Source organism: Rugamonas brunnea (genome assembly GCF_014042345.1).
GTDB classification, from domain to species: domain Bacteria; phylum Pseudomonadota; class Gammaproteobacteria; order Burkholderiales; family Burkholderiaceae_D; genus Rugamonas; species Rugamonas brunnea.
Genome location: NZ_JACEZT010000001.1, coordinates 616,412 through 634,806, shown reverse-complemented (window position 1 = coordinate 634,806; position 18,395 = coordinate 616,412). Strand labels below are relative to the sequence as shown.

Below are 18,395 nucleotides of genomic sequence, written 5' to 3'. Positions count from 1 at the left end.
CATGATGGATAGCCCGGCCTGGATCGCGTTGTCCCTGTCGCTCAAGGTGGCGGGCTGGGCCACGGCCATCGATTTGCTGCTGGGGCTGGCGCTGGGCTATCTGCTCGCGCGTTGCCGTTTTCGCGGCCGCGAAATGCTGGACGCCCTGCTGACCTTGCCGATGGTGATGCCGCCCACCGTGCTCGGCTACTACTTGCTGGTGCTGATCGGCCGCAACGGCTGGCTGGGCGGCTGGCTGCAGCGCAGCTTCGGCATCAACCTGATTTTCACCTGGCAGGCGGCCGTGATCGCGGCTGCCGTGGTGGCGTTTCCGCTGGTGCTCAAGGCGGCCCGGTCCGCGTTCGAAACGGTGGACCGCCAGCTGGAACAAGCCGCCCACGTGCTGGGCGTGTCGTCTTTCGGCGTGTTCCTGCGCGTGACCATGCCGCTGGCGTGGCGCGGCGTGCTGGCCGGCACCTTGCTCGCGTTCGCCCGCTCCATGGGCGAGTTCGGCGCCACGTTGATGGTGGCCGGCAGCATACCGGGCAAGACGCAAACGCTGTCGATCGCCGTGTACGAGGCCGTGCAGGCGGGGCAGGACGACAGCGCCAACGTGCTGGTGTTGGTCACCTCGGTCACCTGCATCGTGGTGCTGGTGCTGGCCAGCAAACTGACGCCCAAGCGTCTTGTCAACGACTGAACCGCCATGCAGATCCAGGTCGACATCCGTAAAACACTGCGCTCGGGCGCCCGCACGTTCACGCTGGACGCGCAATTCTCGTCCGACAGCCAGCGCATCGTCATCTACGGTCCTTCTGGCGCCGGCAAGAGCCAGCTGATGAAAGCCGTGGCCGGCCTGATGACGCCGGACGCGGGCCGCATCGCGCTCGATGGCCGCTGCCTGTTCGACCGCGAACGTGGCGTGGACCTGGCCCCGCAGCGGCGCCAGGTCGGCTATCTGTTCCAGGACTACGCCCTGTTCCCCCATTTGAACGTGCGGCAGAACATCGCGTTCGGACTGGCGCGCGGCTGGTTCAATCCGCGCGCCCGCGCCGATGACGCCGCCGTGCGCCACTGGTTGCAGGCGTTCGAGCTGGAGCATGTGGCGCACCAGTTCCCGCACGAATTGTCGGGCGGCCAGCGGCAGCGCGTGGCACTGGCGCGGGCGCTGGTGCCCGATCCGCAGGCGCTGCTGCTGGACGAGCCGTTCGCCGCGCTAGACCCCAGCTTGCGCGCGCGCATGCGGGCCGAGCTCGATGCGTTGCAGCGCCGGCTTGCCATCCCCATGATCCTGATCACGCACGATCCCGACGATGCACGCGCGTTCGGCGAACACATCCTGCGCATGGAGGACGGCAAGATCGCGCCGGTGCACACTTTTGAATTCCCGGAGACCAACGATGGCACACGAAAAGCCGCAGGCTGATCCGCAGGCCGGTGCCGCGCCGGTCGTGGCGCTGGACGCGGCGGGCGAGATGGCGCCACCGCTGGCGCCACAGCTCGCGCCGCAACTGGCACCTCAACTAGCACCTCAACTAACACCCACGCTGGCACCCCAGCTGGCGCTGCAAGGCAATGTGTGGATGACAGTGGGCGGCGAGAAGCTGGGCGGGCAGGACCGGGTGGCGCTGCTGGCGGCCATCGCCGAGACCGGCTCCATCACGCGCGCGGCCAAGGCCGTCAAGATGAGCTACAAGGGCGCGTGGGACGCCATCGACGCCATGAATAACTTGGCCGGCGCCACGCTGGTCGAACGGGTGGCCGGCGGCAAGGGCGGCGGCGGCACGCGGTTGACGGCGCGCGGCACGCAACTGGTGGCCAACTTCCGCCAGGTCGCGGCCGAGCACGACAAATTCATCGCCCATTTGAGCGCCCAGTCGCACGCCCTGGCCGACGACTTTTTATTGATACGGAAGATGCAGATGCAAACCAGCGCGCGTAACCAGTTCAGCGGCACCGTCACGGCCTTGAAGCGGGGCGCCGTCAATGATGAGGTGGTGTTGGAGATCATGGGCGGGCAACAGATCGTGGCCACCATCACGCGCGACAGTTGCGACAGCCTGGGCTTGTGCGAGGGCGCGGCTGCATTCGCGCTGGTCAAGGCCTCGTCCATCATCGTCATGACGGACGCGACCGGCGCGCGCCTGTCGGCCCGCAACCAGCTGGCCGGTACGGTGGTGCGCTTGCAGCCGGGCGCCGTCAACACGGAAGTGAGCATCGCCTTGCCGGGCGGCGGCACGCTCGCCGCCATCATCACGCGCGACAGCGCCGACGCGCTGGCGCTGGCGGTGGGCGCGCCGGCCACCGCCATCTTCAAGGCCTCCAGCGTTATCCTCGGCACCGCTGGCTAATCCAAAACCGGGGTCAGGTCATGCCATCACGCAAGCCGCGCGCAGCTTGCGTGATGGCATGACCTGACCCCGGTTTTTGTCAGACGTGGCCCCAGGGCAGGAACTTGGCCGGCGTGGTGCCCAGGATGCGGCGGAACAGGGCGATGAAACTGCTGACGCTGTCGTAGCCGAGGTTCATCGCAACCGTGGTCACGGATTCGCCGGCCGTCAGCAACTCCATGCCTTTCTGCAGGCGCGCGATCTGGCGCCATTCCACCAGCGACATCCCCGTTTCGGCGCGGAAGTGGCGCGTCACGCTGCGCCGCGACAGGCCAATGCGTTCGGCCCAGCCGTCGAGGTCGGTCTCGTCGGCCGGGTTCTCGGCGATGCTGGTCGCCATGGCCAGCAGGCGCGGATGGCGCGGCATGATCAGGCGCAGCGGGTCCGGCTCGGCCCGGCCTATCTCATCGAGGAACACCATCATCAGGCGGTGCTCGGCCGCGTCGGCGGGCGCGCCTTGCGGCCAGCCGCGCATGCGCTCGAACAGCGCGCTGGCCACCGGCGACAGGCGCAGCACCTGGGGCTGCGCCGGCAAGGCATCGCACAACGATGGCGCAAGGTGCAGCGTGTAGCCGGCGAGGCCGGGGCGCAGCTTGCTGCCGTGCACGCTGGCGCCGTGCGCCATCTGCGGCGGCACCCAGCCCAGCCGGCCCGGCGGCAGCACGGTGCGGTTGCCGCCCGCTTCCAGCACGATCAAGCCTTGCAGCGCGATGTACATCTGGCCTTCCGGATGACAGTGGATGTGCTTGCCTTTGTCTGTCCCGGACAAACCAGCGTGGGTGGGCGTGAGCCGCATGGGGAAGTCGGCCGACAGCCGGCGTTCTTCGAAAGGAGGAGGGTGCAAATGCATATTGTGGCCCGATCGCGTTATCTCTTGTCTGGCGCCAGTTAGCCGGACGACGGCGCTGCTGGCATGCTAGAACTTTCATTTATAGCAAGGATTTAACATGACTGCAATCGATACCGAAGAGGTGCTGGCGCTGTTGCGGAGCGTGGGCGCATCCTTGTGTGACACTTTCTGGCAACTGGAGCCGGTGGTCGAACTGGACGAGATGGCAGCCGCGTTCCAGCGCATCGATGGCGCGGCGTCGGCCACGCTGCGCTGTGCACTGGCCGAGCTGTATCCGCACATCGGCTGGATGGAAGGGGAGTTCGACGGCGCCGACAGCCATGACGAGGAAGCCGTCGCCCTGCTGGCGCGCGGCGAATACTGGATTTGTGACGCGATCGATGGCGCCGCCCAGTACCTGCGCGCGATGCCGAACTGGGCCATGTCGTTGACGCTGGTGCGCGAAGGCGTGCCTGTGTTCGTGGCCGTGTTCGACGCGGCCCATGATGAGATGTTCCATGCCGCGTGGGGCGGCGGCGCGTGGTGCAACGGCAAGCCGGTGCGCGTGAATGCGAGGGAGAGCCACTACAACGGCGTGGTGGCCACCAACCACCCGCCGTTCGCTGTCAAACAACCGGCGGCCGTGGGCCGCGCTGGCCTGGCATTGAGCGCGATGCTGCCCGATGTGGCGGCCGTGCGCAACCTGGGCCCCACCTCGCTGCAACTGGCGTATGTGGCCTGCGGCCGCCTCGACGCGTTCTGGGAATTTGGCGAGGACGGCTTTAACTGCCTGGGCCCGGCACTGCTGGTGCGCGAGGCGGGCGGTACGGTCAGCCAGGTCGATGGCGCGCCTTACCGTTTGCTCTCGGCCGATATCGCGGCCGGTCCGCCCCGCGTGCACGCGTCCATGCTGCTACGGTTGCAGCAGGTGCTGGCGGGATAAGTAACGCATCGGTAATGCATCGGCAACGCATCAGCACCGCACAAGCACCGCAGCAGCACCACTGCTTTGCCGGCACAATGCCAGGGCCGCCGCATCGACAGTGCCGGCCGTGGCCGTTGCGGGCGGGCCGCAGCGGCCATGGCGGCGATCAGCTGTCGTCCTCCTTGCCGCCTTGCCGGACGCCGCTCTTGTCCTGCTGTTGCGAGCTGGCGGCGGCGCGCGCCTTGCCATTCTGGCGCGCGGCCAGTTGCCGGTTCTCGCCGCCCTTGCGGCCGATTTCCGCCATGTGCTCGCGGTCGCGGCTGACGGCTTCGCCGCCTTTCTGGCCGGCGCGGCGCGCTTCCTCCGAATCGAACTCGTGGGCCGTGCCCTTCTGATGGGCGGCCTGGCCGCCCTTGCTGGCGATCTCGCGTTGCTGCGCTTCGCTCATGGCGGCGAAGCCGCGCTTGGATGTGCCTTTCTGCGTGCTACCTTTACCCTGATCGCTACCTTGATTGCTGGCCATATCGATCTCCTTAGTCATGGGGAATGATTTTGTCGCAGAGCGGCGCGGCATGTCGCCGGCGAGCCGGGCACGTTCGAGTCGCTCTGCCAGTTTAGAGACGGGCTGCTGGTGGAAGTTCCGTGTTGTGCGCTCGCCGCTTCAGTGGTGGTGCTGGCTGGCGTGTTCGCCCGCGTGGCCGTCGCCGCTGTGGATGCCGGCTTGCATGTGCTGCACCGCTTCCTGCTGGCGTTCCGTGGCCTTGCTGGCTTCTTCCGACGCGCGCCGCATGGTGTCCTCGGCCACGGCCGTGGCCGAGCGGCTCAGCTTGGGCATATGGGTTTCCGTGGCGCGCGCCAGGTCGTCGCACGCATGGGCCATGGTGTCGGCCAGCTTGCGCTGGTAGTCGCGCAGCGGGCCGTTGACCGGATTGAGTGTGCTGCCCAGCGCCGTGCCCAGTTCAGCCGCGTTGCCGCGGGCCAGCGAGTGCTGGCAGATCTGGCTCATGTCGGCCAGCATGTCGCGCGCCAGCTGCAGGTTTAGTTCGCCGATCTTGCGCACCGTGTCGAGCAGGTGCTGGTTCACGTCGGTGGTATAGGTGATCAGGGCGTCGCAATGCGAGCGCATGGCGGGGGTGATGAGTGTATCCATGGCATATCCTCAAGCTGGCGGTTGAAAAGGCCCGGCGGCGCCGGACGGACAGGGCAGACTTGGGATAGACGCTGGCGGGGTGCGGAAGTTCCGCCGTCGCGTGAAGGAGAGGAGAGGGGAAGGGCGCCGCCGCGCCGCCAGGACGTTCCGTGGCGCGCGGCGGCGTGGGCAGCGTGTGCTTAGTCCTGCGCCACCTGCAGCACCAGCTTGCCGAAGTTCTTACCTTCAAACAGCATGTTGAGTGCTTGCGGGAATTGCTCGATGCCTTGCACCACGTCTTCCTTGCTCTTGATCTTGCCTTGCTTGAGCCACTGGCCGAGCGCGGCCACGCCCAGGTGGTAGCGGTCGGCGTAATCGAACACAACGATACCTTCCATGCGGGCCCGGTTCACCAGCAGCGACAGGTAGTTGGCCGGTCCCTTCACGGCTTCCGTGTTGTTGTACTGCGAGATGGCGCCGCAGATCACGATGCGTGCTTTCAGGTTGATGCGGGTTAGCACGGTGTCCAGGATGTCGCCGCCCACGTTGTCGAAATATACGTCCACGCCTTGCGGGCAATGCTGCTTGAGACCGTCGCGCACGGACTCGTGCTTGTAGTCGATGCAGGCGTCGAAGCCCAGTTCGTTGACGACGAAATCGCATTTCTCCTTGCCGCCGGCGATGCCGACCACGCGGCAACCGAGCTGCTTGGCCACCTGGCCCACGGTCTGGCCCACGGCGCCGGCCGCGCCCGACACCACCACCGTCTCGCCGGCCTTGGGCTGGCCCGATTCGAGCAGGCCGAAGTAGGCCGTCATGCCCGGCATGCCCAGGGTGTTGAGGTAGGTGGTCAGCGGCGCCAGCTTGGGATCGACCTTGTAGAACGCGCCGGCCTTGTCGTCGGCCTTGCCGATCCAGTAGCGCTGCACGCCGGTGCCGCCCGACACGTGGTCGCCCACGGCGAACTTGGGCGAGCGCGAGGCCAGCACCACGCCGATGCCGCCGGCACGCATCACTTCGCCGATGGCCACCGGGCGGATGTAGGACTTGGCATCGTTCATCCAGCCGCGCATGGCCGGGTCCAGCGACAGGTACAGCACCTTGACCAGGATTTCGCCATCGGCCAGTTCGCGCACCGGTTCCACCACTTGCTGCCAGTCGCTGGCCTTGACCATGCCCACCGGACGGGCGGCAAGGCGGAATTGCAGGTTCTCCAAGACGTTCGTTGTCATTTTTTCTTCCTCTGTAGGGGTAGGTGGCGTCCACTATACCGCATAAATGCACGACCGTGCTATTTCCGCATGTGTGGTGCAGTGTGCGCCCGTTTCGATGCCAGTTTGCCCACTTTTTTACGGCAGGGGCTCCGGCATGCGACAATATCGCCCTTGTTCAGATAACCCATCATTGCCCAATAGCAGCCATGACCCACCCCGAATACATTTTGACTCTCTCCTGCCTGGACCAGCGCGGTATCGTTCATCGCGTATCGGGCTTCCTGGCCGACCACGGCTGCAACATCATCGACTCGGCCCAGTTCGGCGACGGCGAATCGCGCCTGTTCTTCATGCGCGTGCACTTCGCGCTGGAGGACAGCGCCGTGGGCGACGCGCTGCTGCGCGCCGACTTCGGCCTGCTGGCGACGGAGATGGGCCTGGACTGGGAACTGCGCGACGCGCGCTACAAGCCGCGTGTGATGCTGATGGTGTCCAAGATCGGCCACTGCCTGAACGACCTGCTGTTCCGCTACAAGAGCGGCCTGCTGCCGGTGGAGATTCCGGCCATCGTGTCCAACCACATGGACTTCTACCAGTTGGCGGCCAGCTACAACATCCCGTTCCACCACCTGCCGCTGGCCACCGGCGCGCCCAAGGAAGCCAAGGCCGCGCAGGAAGCGAAGATCATCGAGCTGATGAACACCCACGGCATCGACCTGGTGGTGTTGGCCCGTTACATGCAGATCCTGTCGCCTGAACTGTGCGCGGCGTTGAAGGGCAAGGCGATCAACATCCACCACTCCTTCCTGCCCAGCTTCAAGGGCGCCAAGCCATACGCACAGGCCCACCACCGCGGCGTGAAGCTGATCGGCGCCACCGCCCACTTCGTGACCGGCGACCTGGATGAAGGCCCGATCATTGAGCAGGACGTGGAACGGGTCGATCATTCGATGGATGCTGAGACGCTGTCGGCCATCGGCCGCGACGTGGAATGCGTGGTGCTGGCGCGCGCCGTGAAGTGGTTCGTGGAACACCGCATCCTGCAGAACGGCGAAAAGACCGTCGTATTCAAGTAATCGTTTATATCATTTACAGAGTTTCACAAGATGGCCCTCAAAGCGACAATCTACAAAGCCGATCTGCAAATCGCGGATATGGACCGCAACTACTACGGCAGCGAGGCGCTGACGCTGGCGCGCCATCCGTCCGAGACGGACGAGCGCATGATGGTGCGCCTGCTGGCCTTCGCCATCCATGCCAACGAAGCGCTGACCTTCACCAAGGGCTTGTTCGACGTGGAGGAGCCGGACCTGTGGCAGAAGGACCTGACGGGCGCCATCCAGTTGTGGATCGAAGTGGGCCAGCCGGACGAGAAGAAGCTGCTCAAGGCCTGCGGCCGTTCCGAGCACGTGGTGGTGTACAGCTACAGCGCCACCAGCCATATCTGGTGGAAGCAGCTGGCCAACAAGGTCGAGCGGTGCAAGAACCTGACCGTGATCAACCTGCCGGCCGACGCCACCGAACAGCTGGAGAAGATGGCCCAGCGCACCATGCAGTTGCAGTGCACGATCCAGGATGGCCAGATCTGGCTGACGGACGGCACGGCGACGGTGGAAATCGGCCGCGAAACGTTCAAGGCCGAGCGCTGATCTTTTCCCGGAAAAGGACAGCATAAATCAAGTTCGCCGCAGCCTTCGGCGCGGCGAAAATGCGCACTCCGCTATAATCGAGCCATGTCCAGGAAATCGAATCTACGCGCGCTGCACATCTGGATCGCATGTTTTGCGATTCTGATGAACGCGCTCGCGCCGTCGATTTCCCACGCCGTCGCCTTCATGCAGGGCCAGCCGCCGAGCTGGGAAATCTGCCGCAGCACCCTGCAGGCCGGGCCCGCCGGCGAGATGCTCCAGGCGATGCTGGCCGATGGCGCCGACAAACAGCAGGCGCCGCACAAGGCCATGTTCAGCATGGACGATTGCGGCTATTGCACCCCGCACGCCGGCAGCTATGGTTTGCCGCCCACGCTCGTCTCCGGGCTGGGCCTGTTCAGTACCCAATCGATACTACCGTTCCTGTTCTACCGTTCGCCCGCGCCGCTGATGGCGTGGTCGGCCTCCCGCCCGCGCGGCCCGCCCGCAGCCTGAGTGCGGTCATACGCCGCGCACCGCTCCCGTATCTGCTTAGCCCCGGCGCCTGATCGCGCCTCATTGTCCGCCGCCCCAGCGCGGCTCCGCGCGTACCGCCGTTGTGCGCCCGCCATCGTCGGCCCCGATCCGGGCCGCCATCATGGCCGGCACCGCGCACCGGCCCGTGCCGCCACTTGAAGAGAGAACCAACATGAACAAGCAAATCCTGACCTTCCTCGCATCGATGACCTTCGCTTCCTGCGCCATGGCCCAGGTGACCGTGAAAGATGCCTGGATCCGCGCCACCGTGCCCACCGCCAAGGCCACGGGCGCCTTCATGCAGTTGCAGTCGGCGAAAGACGCGCGCCTGGTCGAAGTGCGTTCCAGCGCCGCCGGCGTGGTCGAGATCCACGAAATGGCGATGGAAGGCCAGATGATGCGTATGCACGCCATCGCCGGCCTTGATCTGCCGGCCGGCAAACCGGTCAACCTGGCCTCCGGCGGCTACCACGTGATGCTGCTGGACCTGAAGCACCAGCTGAAGGAGGGCGACACGGTGCCGCTGACGCTGGTGATCCAGAACCAGGACAAGAAAACGGAGACCGTCTCGCTGTCGGTGCCGGTCAAGGCGCTCAATTACTCAGCCCCCAAACATTGAGTCCACGGAGCGTGCCATGACATCACGTATCCGTCCCAAACCACTGGTGCTGCTGCTTGCCCTGCTGGGCGCCGGTTACGCCGTGGCCGACGAGGCCCAGCCGCTGACGGTGATCGCGATCAACGGCGGCCGTCCCAGCTCGCTGCCGACCCAGATCCCCACCACCATCGAAGGCATCACCGGCCCGCAGATCGAGGAGCGCATCAATGCCCTCGACAGCGAGGACGCCTTGAAATACCTGCCCAGCCTGAACGTGCGCAAGCGCTACGTGGGCGATTACGACCACGCTGTGCTGGCCAGCCGCGCTTCGGGAACCGGCAACAGCGCCCGTTCGATGGTGTACGCGGACGGCATCCTGCTGTCCAATCTGCTCGGTAACGGCGCCACCTACACGCCGCGCTGGGGCCTCGTCACGCCCGAGGAGATCGAGCGCGTGGATGTGCTGTACGGCCCGTTCTCGGCCGCCTACGCCGGCAATTCTGTCGGCGCCGTGGTCGATTACATGACCCGCATGCCCACCCGCTTCGAAGCCCACTTCAAGCTGACCGGCTTCGGCCAGGCGTTCCAGCAGTACGGCACCGACGCCCATTACTTCGGCAAGCAGGGCAGCGCCGCCATCGGCGACCGCCATGGCGCATGGTCGTGGTGGCTGGACCTGTCGCGCCTGGACAGCAACGGCCAGCCCATCGCCTACGCCAACAAGCTGACCAGCAAGGGCGTGCCCGGCAGCGCCGGCCTGCCCGTGACGGGCGCGCTGGCCGACCGCAATCCCGTCAACCAGGACTGGCTGATCCTGGGCGCCACCAACCAGATCCACACCATCCAGGACCACGCCAAGGTCAAGCTGGCGTATGACGTGTCGCCCGTGCTGCGGGCCAGCTACACGCTGGGCTGGTGGAAGAACGACGCCGAGCGCCATTCGGATTCCTACCTGCGCGACGCGGCTGGCAACGCCGTCTACACGGGCGATGCCATGAACCGCATCAACGTCGGCGGCAAGACCTACACCTTGGTGGCCTCCGACTTCGCGCCCAGCGTGGGCGACCTCGAACACCTGATGCACGGCCTGTCGCTCAAAAGCCATAGCAAGGGCGTGTTCGACTGGGAAGTGGCGGCCAGCCTGTATGACTACCACCGCGACCTGGTGCGCACCCCGACCGTGCTGGTGGCCGACGCGCAGACCAACGGCCAGGGCAACATCACGGACATGGGCGGCAGCGGCTGGAACACGCTGGCGCTGAAAGGCACGTGGCGCCCGGACGGCATGGTCGGCGCCCACATCGTCGACTTCGGCGTGCAGCGCGACAGCGCCAAACTGCGCACCCACGTGTTCAGCAGCGGCGACTGGCTGCACGCGGTCGATGGCGCGCCCGTGTCCGACTTCAACGGCGACACCCGGCTGGAAAGCCTGTTCGCGCAGGACACCTGGCGTATCGCGCCGGCCTGGAAAGCCACGCTGGGCGCGCGCTTCGAACACTGGCAGGCGTTCGATGGCCAGATCGGCGCCAAGGGCAAGCTGCTGCCGTTCACGGACCGCAGCGCAACGGCGTGGTCGCCCAAGGCCGCGCTGGCGTGGCGCGCCACCGACGATTGGACCATGAAGGCCTCCACCGGCCGCGCCGTGCGCAATCCGACGGCGGCCGAATTGTTCCAGGGCGCCATCGTGGACGGCAAGATCGTGTACACGGACCCGAATCTGAAGGCGGAAAAGTCGTGGACCAGCGAGTTGACGGCCGAGCGCCTGAACGCCGACTCCAGCCTGCGCGCCACGCTGTTCCACGAGGTCACGCGCGACGCCCTGTATTCGCAGCCGCTGACGCCGACCGTGAACACCATCCAGAACGTGGGCAAGATCCGCACCACGGGCGTGGAGTTCTCGCACCAGGCCGACAATGTGTTGCTGCCCGGCCTGGCCATCTCCGATAGCCTGACCTATGCCGACTCGCGCATCGTGGCCAACGACGCATTCCCGGCCAGCGTGGGCAGCCTGCAACCGCGCGTGCCGCGCTGGCGCGCCAACTTCCTGGCCGCGTATCAGGCCAACGCGCAGTGGAGCGGCACCTACGGCGTGCGTTACAGCGGCAAGCAGTACGGCACGCTCGATAACAGCGACCCGAATGGCAATACCTACACGGGCGTGTCGAAGTTCCTCGTGATGGATGTGCGGGCGCGCTACCGGATCGATGCGCACTGGACGGCCTCGGCCGGCATCGATAACCTGAACAACGCCAAGTACTGGGCCTTCCATCCCTACACCCAGCGCACGCTGGTGGCGGAGTTGAAGTACGACCTGTAAGAAAAAATGCCCGGAGCGATCCGGGCATTTTTACTTTGAGGGACAGGAGGATCAGCGCACCACGGCGCCGCCCTTCATCACCCACTGCACGCGTTCCAGTTCCGTGATGTCCTTGAGCGGGTCGCCGCTCACGGCGATCATGTCGGCGAACTTGCCGGCCTCGATGCTGCCCACGCGGTCGCTCCAGCCCAGTAACTGGCTGGCGTTCACCGTGCCGCTGCGGATCGCCTGCAGCGGCGTCATGCCCAGTTTCACGTAGACGGCGAACTCGCGGCCATTCAGACCGTGCGGGTACACGGCCGAATCGGTGCCCAGCGCCACTGGCACGCCTTGCTGGATCGCGTGCGCCACGTTGCGGCGCGCGGCCGGCAGCACCACCTTGGCTTTCTCCAGCAGCGGCTTGGGCAGCTTGATCGCTTCCGCGTTCTCGATCAGCCAGTCGCCCAGGTACAGCGTGGGCACCAGCCAGGTCTTGTGCTCCTTCATCAGCTTGATGTCCTCGTCGTCGATGTAGGAGCCGTGCTCGATTGAGTCCACGCCGGCCAGCACGGCCAGCCGGATGCCTTCGCCGCCGTGGGCGTGGGCCGCTACCTTGCGGCCCAGACGGTGCGCTTCGCCGACGATGGCCTTCATTTCCTCCAGCGTGTATTGCGAGGCGCGCGGATCGTCGCCGAACGACAGCACGCCGCCGGTGGCGCACACCTTGATGACGTCGGCGCCGTATTTGATGATCTGGCGGGTGCGCTTGATCACTTCGTCCACGCCGTCGGCCACGCCCTCGGCCTGGATCTTGTATTCGGGCGCGTGCATGGTGTCGTCGCAGTGGCCGCCGCTGATGCTCAACGGCGGACCGGACGCGGAGATGCGCGGGCCGGGCACGTCGCCGGCGTTGATGGCATCGCGCAGGCCGATGTCGGCATAGCCTTCCGCGCCCACGTTGCGCACCGTGGTGAAGCCGGCGTTGAGTGTGCGCAGCGCGTTGCGCGCGCCTGTCAGCGTGGCGCGCGGCACGGAGATGGCCACGCTGGCATAGCCGGCATCCTCGGGGTTGCCGGTCAGGTGGGTGTGCATGTCGATCAGGCCGGGCAACAGGGTCTTGTCGCCGAGGTCGATCACCTGGGCGCCGGACGGGATGGCCAGCTTGCTGCCGGCGGCCGTGATGCGGTCGTCGGCGATCAGCACCACGGCCTGGTCCACCATGGCGCCGCTGCGCACGTCGAGCATGTGGGCGGCCTTGACGGCGGTGATGTGCGGGGCCGGCGCGCTGTCGGCGGCCCAGGCGCCGGCGCAGGCCAGCAGCAGGGCCGGCAGCGCAAGTGCGCGCTGCAGGGAGGTGGTGGGACGGTTCAAATAAGTCTCCTGGTAGGTTATTCGAACGGAGAGTATATAGCGCCCCTTGCCCGCGGCGCACGGAATTTGTTTAAACTTAAACTACTTGATCGTGCCGCCGCTGCGGCGACGCCGTGCGGTATCATGTCGGGTCAACCTCACTGGAATACCATGCTGATCATCACCATCAAACAGGGCAAGGAAAAGAGCTTGCTGGCCGGCGAACCGTGGATTTACGCGTCCGCGATCGAAAAAGTGGACGGCAAGCCGCAGGAAAAAGCCAAGCCCGGTTCGACCGCCATCGTGCAAAGTTCGTCGCGCCAGTTCCTGGCCCGCGCCGCCTACAACGCCAAGTCGCAGATCCGCGCGCGCGTGTGGAGCTTCCGCGAGGACGAGCCGATCGACCACGCGCTGATGAAGCGCCGCGTCAAGGCCGCCGTCGCCAAGCGTGCCGCCGGCTGGCGCCAGGCCGGGGCCACGGCCCTGGTGCCGCTGGTGCTGGGCGAGGAGGACGGCTTGCCCGGCCTGCTGGTGGACAGCTACGGCGGGCCGTCCGGCTACCTGATCTGCCGCTTCCAGGCCGGCGGCGTGGACGCGTGGAAGGTGCCCATCGTGCAGGCCCTGATCGCGGAGACGGGCTGTCCTAACGTCTACGAGCGCTGCGAGGAACTGGTGCGCAAGGGCGAGGGCTTGCCGCTGTTCTCGGGCGCCCTGGCCGGCGATGCGCCGCCGGACCGGGTCGAGGTGACGGACGCCGGCCAGCGCTGGCAGATGGATTTGCGCACCGGTTTCGAGTATCCCAAGACGCGCCAGCCGCGTTGATGTGCGCCCCTGTTGCGCCCAAGTTTCAGAAAATTAATTTTCTGGTGGCAATCTTTGGCGCTGGTCTTATAATCGCCGTAGCAGTTGGAGAGGCTACCCCAGCGGCGTAACGGACCCGGAGATCAGAGCAAAGATGGAACATCACTTGTCGTCGCAAATACGCACGTTGTCCTATGTGGAGAACGAAGACCATCCCGTGTTCGGCACGCTGGTCGAGCAGATCCTGCACCTGCTGAACTCCAAGCTGATCTTCAGCGACATCCTGATCCACCAGAACAGTCCCTTGCTGCTGCGCCAGCCCAAGGGGCTGGTGGCCGTGACGGATTCGCCGATCACGCGCGAGGAGCTGGAAGAATTCTTCGAAGTGGTCGAACCCAACTGGGCCGAGCGCATCCAGGACCGCGCGTTCGACCGTTCCATCGACCTGCACACGGCCCGTATCCGCGCCAACTGCTTCACCTTCCAGGGTAAGAAGCGGCTCGGTTGCGTGATCCGACGCTTCCCCAAGGAGCCAATGGCGCTGGGCCAGCTGGGCCTGCGCCAGGATGAAATGGATTTCGCCAAACTCTCCAGCGGCCTGGTGTTGATCATCGGCGACACCTGCCAGGGCAAGTCGACCACCATCGCCTCCATGCTCGATGAGATCAACAAGAATCGCTCGGGTCACATCATCACCATTGAAGACCCGGTCGAAACCCTGATTCCGCAACGTAAATGCGTGATCACCCAGCGCGAGGTGGGCTTCGACGGCGACGTGGAAAGCTTCTACCTGGGCGCGCTCGACGCGCTGCGCGAGCGGCCCGACGTGATCGTGATCGGCGAGATCCGCGACGCCCAGACGGCGCAGGAAGCGCTGGCGCTGGCCGAATCGGGCCCGCTGGTGCTGGCCTCGCTGCACGCCCGCTCGACGGAGCTGGGTTTGCAGAAGATGGTGCGCCTGCTGGGCAACACGGAACCGCAATCGCAGGCGCTGGCCCATGCGCTGCGCGGCGTGCTGTGCCAGGCGTTGCTGCCGTCCGTTGAGGGAGAGCGCTACCACCTGGCTACGGAATGCCTGACCTCCAATCCGGAAGTGGTGCAGATGATCGCCAGCGGCAACGTGTCGGCCATCCGCGGCTGGATGGAGAGCAAATCGACGCCCGGCTGCCATACGATGAACGCCTCGCTGCGCGCGCTGCTGGCCGCTGGTAAAGTCAGCGCGGAAGATGCGCGCAACGCCAGCACCAACCGCGTCGGCCTGATCGAGCGCGCCTGATCCGGGGCCGCGCGGGCGGCCCCTTCACATCACCACATCAATCCAGCGGCACGTTGCGGTAGCGGTTCACGTCCTGTCCCGTGACGGGCGGGGCGTTGTTGCCCCACGCGCTGCGCAGGTAGGACACCACGGCCGCCACTTCCGTGTCGTTGAGTACATGGCCGAACGGCGGCATGCCGTAGGGGCGCGGATTGCCGGCCGTGCCGGGCGCGAAGCCGCCATTGAGCACGATGCGGATCGGGTTCACGGCTTCCTCCATTGTCAACGCGCGGTTGCCGGCCAGTGGCGGCACGCCGGGCGGCAAACCCTTGCCGTTGGCGCCATGGCAGTCCTCGCAATGGCTGTGGTACAGGCGCGCGCCGGCCAGCAGGAATTCCTTGGCCTGGGTCGAGGTGTCGCGCTCAAAGTCCGATTTCTCCGCCGCGCCGGGCAAGGCCCGCAGATAGACCGTCATTGCATGGATGTCGGCGTCGTTCAGGTGCTGCAGGCTTTGCCGCACCACTTCGGCCATCGGCCCGAACACGGTGGCGCGCGGCGATATACCCGTTTTCAGCAGCGCCGCCACGTCCTCCGGTTTCCATGCGCCCAGGCCTGCTTCCGCGTCGGCCGTCAGCGAGGGCGCGTACCAGCCCAGCACGGGGATCATGCCGCCGGACAGCGTGTCGCTGGTGGCGCCCAGCGTATTGCGTTCGCTGTGGCAGGCCGCGCAATGGCCCAGCCCTTCGACCAGGTAGGCGCCCCGGTTCCAGTCGGCCGATTGGGTGGCCTGCGGGCGGAACACGGCGGGCTTGAAGTACAGCGTGCGCCACAGGGCCAGCATGAATTGCTGGTTGTACGGGAAGCGCAACTGGTGCGGCCGGTTGGGCTGGTGCGCGGCCGGCACGCTCTGGAAGTAGGCGTACAGCGCATCGGCGTCGTCGCGCGACACCTTGGTGTAGTTGGTGTACGGGAAGGCGGGGTAGAGCAGGCGGCCATCCTTCGATTTGCCGTTGTGGAGCGCGCGCCAGAAGTCGTCCGCGCTCCAGGCGCCGATGCCTGTCTCGCGGTCGGACGTGATGTTGGGCGTGACCATGGTGCCGAACGGCGTGGGCAGTGCGCGCCCGCCCGCGTAAGGCGCGCCGCCGCGCGTGGTGTGGCAGGCCATGCAGTCGCCGGCGCGGGCCAGGTAGGCGCCGCGCGCCACGCGCTCGGCCGGTGCCAGCGCGGCGGTGGCGGTGGGCGGCGGGCCGGCATCGTCGGTCGGCCACAGGGCGATGGCGAGCACGGTGGCCAGCAGCGCGCCGGCGCCGGCCAGGATGGGAGTGAGCTTCTTCATGGGGTCATGGTGCCGGCATGCTGCCGCATTCGAGCGGCATCGGCCTGGCGATGGTGGTGGCGGGGCGGACGGCCGCATTGGCTGGCTGGCTGGCCAGCCAGGAGGAGACGGCGGCCACGTCGGCATCCGACAGGCGGCTGGTGATCTCGGCCATGCAATCGGGTGCGGCGGCGCGCCGCACCTTGTTGCGCCAGGCGCCGAACTGGGCATTGATGTAATCGTGGGGCAGGCCGACCAGGCCGGGGATGGCGGGCGTCACGCCCGTCAACTGCTCGCCATGGCAGGCCACGCAGGCCGGGATCTTTTTCGCCGGATCGCCAAGGCGCACCAGCGCGCGGCCCCGCTCCAGCAGGGCGGCGCCGACCGTGCTGGTTTCTGGCGGCGGATAGGGCGGGTGCTGTTCGGAGAAGTATTGCGCGATTTCCCGCAGATAGTCGTCCGACAGGTGCTCCACCATGTAGGTCATCATGGGATAGCGGCGCCGGCCTTCGCGGAAATTGCGCAGCTGGTTGTAGAGGTAGCCGGCCGGTTTGCCGGCGATGCGGGGGAAGAAGGCGTCGCCGCGCTCTTTCATGGTGTGGCAGGCGGTGCAAGCCGCCACGCGCTGTTCGATCGTGTCGGGCAGCGTGGCTGGCGTGGCCGCGTGCGCCGCCGGCGCCAGGGCGGCGCATGACAGCGCCAGCGCCAGCGCGGTGTGCCGTGCCACAGTCAAGGGTTTGGACATGAGCTATACCGTTATCTGGAAAACGCCGCCGGACAAATGCCGCATGCAAGTTTGGCGGTTTGGCAAGCATATACCGTGCTGCCGAATAAAGACAGACGCGGCGCCGCAATTTGCCGGCCGCGCGTGCGGGTTCAGTGCTCGCTGGTCTGGTCGCGCGTGGCGGTGGGGGGTGTGGTTGCGGCAGCGGCGGCGGCGGGGCGGCGGTTGCCCGGCCGGTGCTGGCGCGGCGGCTTGGGCGGCTTGAACGGCGGCACCTTGCCTCCTTGCGCGATCCAGTGGCGGAAGATGCGCAGCGCCACCTGGGCGTCGTCGGCCGCGTACAGGATCTGCTTTTCGTTCAGGCGCGGACTGGCCCAGTTGGTGGTGGAGATTTTTTTCGACTTTTGCAGCTTCTGGCCGAAGAACTTGGCCACGGCCGTCTTGGCGCCCAGATCGTTGCGCTGGCCCGGCGTGCGCAGCGCGACCGACAGGTCCAGCACTTTGACGGCCTGGATTTCCAGTTTCGCGTGCAGGCGCTTGACGTCGTCGGACAGGCCGAAGCCGACCTTGATGGCTTGCTCCGATTCCAGGATGGCTTTGAGCACGTCGAGCACTTCGGACGCCGGATGGGCGCCGATGGGGAACAGGTAGGCGATGCGGTCGGTGGCCAGCTGGATCAGGTGCGGCCCGGTCGACTTTTCCCCCTTGAGGAAGGTGGGCTTGGATTCCGTGTCGAAGCCGATAGCGTCCGAGGCCAGCAGGTCGGCGCGCGCTTGCTCGGCCTGCGCCGGCGTGCTCACCACGCGCACGTCGCGCAGCGCGATGCCCTGGTAGGGGGGCAGCTCGGGCGCGTCGGGCGCGCCGGACGGCTCGGCTTCCGGGATCAACTCAACCCTTGCGCGAGAATTTCGCGGTCAGTTGCTGGAGCTTTTCGTTGCGCACGCGGGCTGCTTCCTCGGCGGCGGCAGCAGCGCGCTCGGCCTTCTTGCGTTCCGCTTCCTTCTTGAAGCGCTCCTGCAGCACCTGGGTGGCGTGGGCGCGGTGGGTATCCGTCACCTCGGCGCCGGCGGTGCCGTCCAGGTCGTAGCGCACCTTGGCTTTTTCCATCACTTTCAGGTAGCGCAGCGAGCCCGTGTGGATGCCCAGCGCGGTGCGCATGGTCTTGCGATCCAGGTCGGGCATGCGCGCCAGCAGTTGCTTGTCGATGCCGATAGACAGCGGCAGGCAATCGCGGAAGGCCGGGAATTCCGCTTGCAGCTTTTTCAGCAGGCTGCGCGGGGACTGCGCCGGCGCGGGCGCGGTGGCGGCCGTCGTGGCGGCGGTCGTTTCAACGTCGCCGGCTGGCGGCTGGGGGGTGAGGCTAGTGTTCATCGAATCATAGGTTGTAGCGAGAGGCGCCAGCATATCATGCGTGCCCCATCAATG

The 18,395-nt window shown here is 66.5% G+C and carries 20 protein-coding genes; 11 read left to right on the top strand and 9 right to left on the bottom strand.

What is annotated here, in order from left to right:
• Positions 1 to 4: 4 nt before the first annotated feature.
• The 3 genes from modB to H3H37_RS02845 all read left to right on the top strand — a co-directional run bounded on the left by modB (position 5) and on the right by H3H37_RS02845 (position 2,330).
• Positions 5 to 679, top strand: a complete 675-nt coding sequence (modB, locus tag H3H37_RS02855; RefSeq protein WP_182160307.1) for a molybdate ABC transporter permease subunit — start codon at positions 5 to 7, stop codon at positions 677 to 679.
• A gap of 6 nt (positions 680 to 685) precedes the next feature.
• Entirely contained in the window at positions 686 to 1,405 is a 720-nt protein-coding gene (locus H3H37_RS02850; protein ID WP_182159985.1) for an ABC transporter ATP-binding protein, read from the top strand.
• 157 nt (positions 1,406 to 1,562) lie between these two features.
• Positions 1,563 to 2,330 carry a TOBE domain-containing protein gene (locus H3H37_RS02845; protein WP_229218640.1) on the top strand — a complete coding sequence of 256 codons (768 nt, stop codon included), beginning with the start codon at positions 1,563 to 1,565 and terminating at the stop codon, positions 2,328 to 2,330.
• A 79-nt stretch (positions 2,331 to 2,409) separates the two neighbouring features.
• Here H3H37_RS02845 and H3H37_RS02840 read toward each other — a convergent pair whose 3' ends face one another.
• Complete coding sequence (locus H3H37_RS02840; RefSeq protein ID WP_229218618.1) at positions 2,410 to 3,213, bottom strand: helix-turn-helix transcriptional regulator; 804 nt, start codon at positions 3,211 to 3,213, stop codon at positions 2,410 to 2,412.
• A gap of 103 nt (positions 3,214 to 3,316) precedes the next feature.
• On the opposite strand from H3H37_RS02840, the gene H3H37_RS02835 reads away from it, so the two are divergent.
• The gene (locus H3H37_RS02835) at positions 3,317 to 4,141 is read left to right on the top strand and encodes an inositol monophosphatase family protein (RefSeq protein WP_182159979.1); all 825 of its coding nucleotides are present in this window, start codon (positions 3,317 to 3,319) and stop codon (positions 4,139 to 4,141) included.
• Positions 4,142 to 4,289: 148 nt separating this feature from the next.
• Here the strand turns inward: H3H37_RS02835 and H3H37_RS02830 are convergent, their stop codons facing one another.
• The 3 genes from H3H37_RS02830 to H3H37_RS02820 all read right to left on the bottom strand — a co-directional run bounded on the left by H3H37_RS02830 (position 4,290) and on the right by H3H37_RS02820 (position 6,484).
• Entirely contained in the window at positions 4,290 to 4,646 is a 357-nt protein-coding gene (locus H3H37_RS02830; protein ID WP_182159976.1) for a KGG domain-containing protein, read from the bottom strand.
• A 138-nt stretch (positions 4,647 to 4,784) separates the two neighbouring features.
• Complete coding sequence (locus tag H3H37_RS02825) at positions 4,785 to 5,273, bottom strand: phasin family protein (RefSeq protein ID WP_182159974.1); 489 nt, start codon at positions 5,271 to 5,273, stop codon at positions 4,785 to 4,787.
• A 179-nt stretch (positions 5,274 to 5,452) separates the two neighbouring features.
• Positions 5,453 to 6,484: an NADP-dependent oxidoreductase gene (locus H3H37_RS02820; protein WP_182159971.1), complete on the bottom strand. Its 1,032-nt coding sequence runs from the start codon at positions 6,482 to 6,484 to the stop codon at positions 5,453 to 5,455.
• Between the two features lie 188 nt (positions 6,485 to 6,672).
• Here H3H37_RS02820 and purU point away from each other — a divergent pair, with 188 nt between their 5' ends.
• The 5 genes from purU (at position 6,673) to H3H37_RS02795 (ending at position 11,546) form a co-directional block, all read left to right on the top strand.
• Positions 6,673 to 7,542: a formyltetrahydrofolate deformylase gene (purU, locus tag H3H37_RS02815; RefSeq protein ID WP_182159968.1), complete on the top strand. Its 870-nt coding sequence runs from the start codon at positions 6,673 to 6,675 to the stop codon at positions 7,540 to 7,542.
• A gap of 30 nt (positions 7,543 to 7,572) precedes the next feature.
• The gene (locus tag H3H37_RS02810; RefSeq protein WP_182159965.1) at positions 7,573 to 8,115 is read left to right on the top strand and encodes a YaeQ family protein; all 543 of its coding nucleotides are present in this window, start codon (positions 7,573 to 7,575) and stop codon (positions 8,113 to 8,115) included.
• 84 nt (positions 8,116 to 8,199) lie between these two features.
• Positions 8,200 to 8,610: a DUF2946 domain-containing protein gene (locus H3H37_RS02805; RefSeq protein ID WP_182159962.1), complete on the top strand. Its 411-nt coding sequence runs from the start codon at positions 8,200 to 8,202 to the stop codon at positions 8,608 to 8,610.
• A gap of 193 nt (positions 8,611 to 8,803) precedes the next feature.
• Complete coding sequence (locus H3H37_RS02800) at positions 8,804 to 9,250, top strand: copper chaperone PCu(A)C (protein ID WP_182159959.1); 447 nt, start codon at positions 8,804 to 8,806, stop codon at positions 9,248 to 9,250.
• A 16-nt stretch (positions 9,251 to 9,266) separates the two neighbouring features.
• On the top strand, positions 9,267 to 11,546 hold the full coding sequence (locus tag H3H37_RS02795) for a TonB-dependent receptor (RefSeq protein ID WP_182159957.1): 2,280 nt from the start codon (positions 9,267 to 9,269) through the stop codon (positions 11,544 to 11,546).
• Between the two features lie 51 nt (positions 11,547 to 11,597).
• Here the strand turns inward: H3H37_RS02795 and H3H37_RS02790 are convergent, their stop codons facing one another.
• Complete coding sequence (locus H3H37_RS02790; protein ID WP_220456308.1) at positions 11,598 to 12,896, bottom strand: Xaa-Pro dipeptidase; 1,299 nt, start codon at positions 12,894 to 12,896, stop codon at positions 11,598 to 11,600.
• Positions 12,897 to 13,046: 150 nt separating this feature from the next.
• On the opposite strand from H3H37_RS02790, the gene H3H37_RS02785 reads away from it, so the two are divergent.
• Together H3H37_RS02785 and H3H37_RS02780 are read left to right on the top strand one after the other, a co-directional pair.
• Positions 13,047 to 13,697: a class I SAM-dependent rRNA methyltransferase gene (locus H3H37_RS02785; protein ID WP_182159954.1), complete on the top strand. Its 651-nt coding sequence runs from the start codon at positions 13,047 to 13,049 to the stop codon at positions 13,695 to 13,697.
• Between the two features lie 133 nt (positions 13,698 to 13,830).
• On the top strand, positions 13,831 to 14,952 hold the full coding sequence (locus H3H37_RS02780; protein ID WP_182159952.1) for a type IV pilus twitching motility protein PilT: 1,122 nt from the start codon (positions 13,831 to 13,833) through the stop codon (positions 14,950 to 14,952).
• Positions 14,953 to 14,989: 37 nt separating this feature from the next.
• Here H3H37_RS02780 and H3H37_RS02775 read toward each other — a convergent pair whose 3' ends face one another.
• The 4 genes from H3H37_RS02775 to H3H37_RS02760 form a co-directional block, all read right to left on the bottom strand.
• Positions 14,990 to 16,267 carry a c-type cytochrome gene (locus H3H37_RS02775; RefSeq protein ID WP_182159949.1) on the bottom strand — a complete coding sequence of 426 codons (1,278 nt, stop codon included), beginning with the start codon at positions 16,265 to 16,267 and terminating at the stop codon, positions 14,990 to 14,992.
• Positions 16,268 to 16,271: 4 nt separating this feature from the next.
• Positions 16,272 to 16,991, bottom strand: coding sequence for a c-type cytochrome (locus H3H37_RS02770; protein WP_182159946.1), 720 nt, complete (start codon positions 16,989 to 16,991; stop codon positions 16,272 to 16,274).
• Positions 16,992 to 17,122: 131 nt separating this feature from the next.
• Positions 17,123 to 17,857, bottom strand: a complete 735-nt coding sequence (locus H3H37_RS02765; protein ID WP_220456307.1) for a 3'-5' exonuclease — start codon at positions 17,855 to 17,857, stop codon at positions 17,123 to 17,125.
• 1 nt (position 17,858) lies between these two features.
• The gene (locus tag H3H37_RS02760; protein WP_182159943.1) at positions 17,859 to 18,341 is read right to left on the bottom strand and encodes a ProQ/FINO family protein; all 483 of its coding nucleotides are present in this window, start codon (positions 18,339 to 18,341) and stop codon (positions 17,859 to 17,861) included.
• Between the last annotated feature and the right edge of the window lie 54 nt (positions 18,342 to 18,395).

Excerpts from the sequence above, each read along its gene's own strand:
- H3H37_RS02810 (WP_182159965.1), top strand. The coding sequence starts at position 7,573 with ATGGCCCTCAAAGCGACAATCTACAAAGCCGATCTGCAAATCGCGGAT.
- H3H37_RS02830 (WP_182159976.1), bottom strand. The coding sequence starts at position 4,646 with ATGGCCAGCAATCAAGGTAGCGATCAGGGTAAAGGTAGCACGCAGAAA.
- purU (WP_182159968.1), top strand. The coding sequence starts at position 6,673 with ATGACCCACCCCGAATACATTTTGACTCTCTCCTGCCTGGACCAGCGC.
- H3H37_RS02850 (WP_182159985.1), top strand. The coding sequence starts at position 686 with ATGCAGATCCAGGTCGACATCCGTAAAACACTGCGCTCGGGCGCCCGC.
- H3H37_RS02780 (WP_182159952.1), top strand. The coding sequence starts at position 13,831 with ATGGAACATCACTTGTCGTCGCAAATACGCACGTTGTCCTATGTGGAG.
- H3H37_RS02775 (WP_182159949.1), bottom strand. The coding sequence starts at position 16,267 with ATGAAGAAGCTCACTCCCATCCTGGCCGGCGCCGGCGCGCTGCTGGCC.
- H3H37_RS02800 (WP_182159959.1), top strand. The coding sequence starts at position 8,804 with ATGAACAAGCAAATCCTGACCTTCCTCGCATCGATGACCTTCGCTTCC.
- H3H37_RS02845 (WP_229218640.1), top strand. The coding sequence starts at position 1,563 with ATGACAGTGGGCGGCGAGAAGCTGGGCGGGCAGGACCGGGTGGCGCTG.
- H3H37_RS02770 (WP_182159946.1), bottom strand. The coding sequence starts at position 16,991 with ATGTCCAAACCCTTGACTGTGGCACGGCACACCGCGCTGGCGCTGGCG.
- H3H37_RS02805 (WP_182159962.1), top strand. The coding sequence starts at position 8,200 with ATGTCCAGGAAATCGAATCTACGCGCGCTGCACATCTGGATCGCATGT.
- H3H37_RS02795 (WP_182159957.1), top strand. The coding sequence starts at position 9,267 with ATGACATCACGTATCCGTCCCAAACCACTGGTGCTGCTGCTTGCCCTG.
- H3H37_RS02785 (WP_182159954.1), top strand. The coding sequence starts at position 13,047 with ATGCTGATCATCACCATCAAACAGGGCAAGGAAAAGAGCTTGCTGGCC.
- H3H37_RS02825 (WP_182159974.1), bottom strand. The coding sequence starts at position 5,273 with ATGGATACACTCATCACCCCCGCCATGCGCTCGCATTGCGACGCCCTG.
- modB (WP_182160307.1), top strand. The coding sequence starts at position 5 with ATGGATAGCCCGGCCTGGATCGCGTTGTCCCTGTCGCTCAAGGTGGCG.
- H3H37_RS02820 (WP_182159971.1), bottom strand. The coding sequence starts at position 6,484 with ATGACAACGAACGTCTTGGAGAACCTGCAATTCCGCCTTGCCGCCCGT.
- H3H37_RS02835 (WP_182159979.1), top strand. The coding sequence starts at position 3,317 with ATGACTGCAATCGATACCGAAGAGGTGCTGGCGCTGTTGCGGAGCGTG.
- H3H37_RS02760 (WP_182159943.1), bottom strand. The coding sequence starts at position 18,341 with ATGAACACTAGCCTCACCCCCCAGCCGCCAGCCGGCGACGTTGAAACG.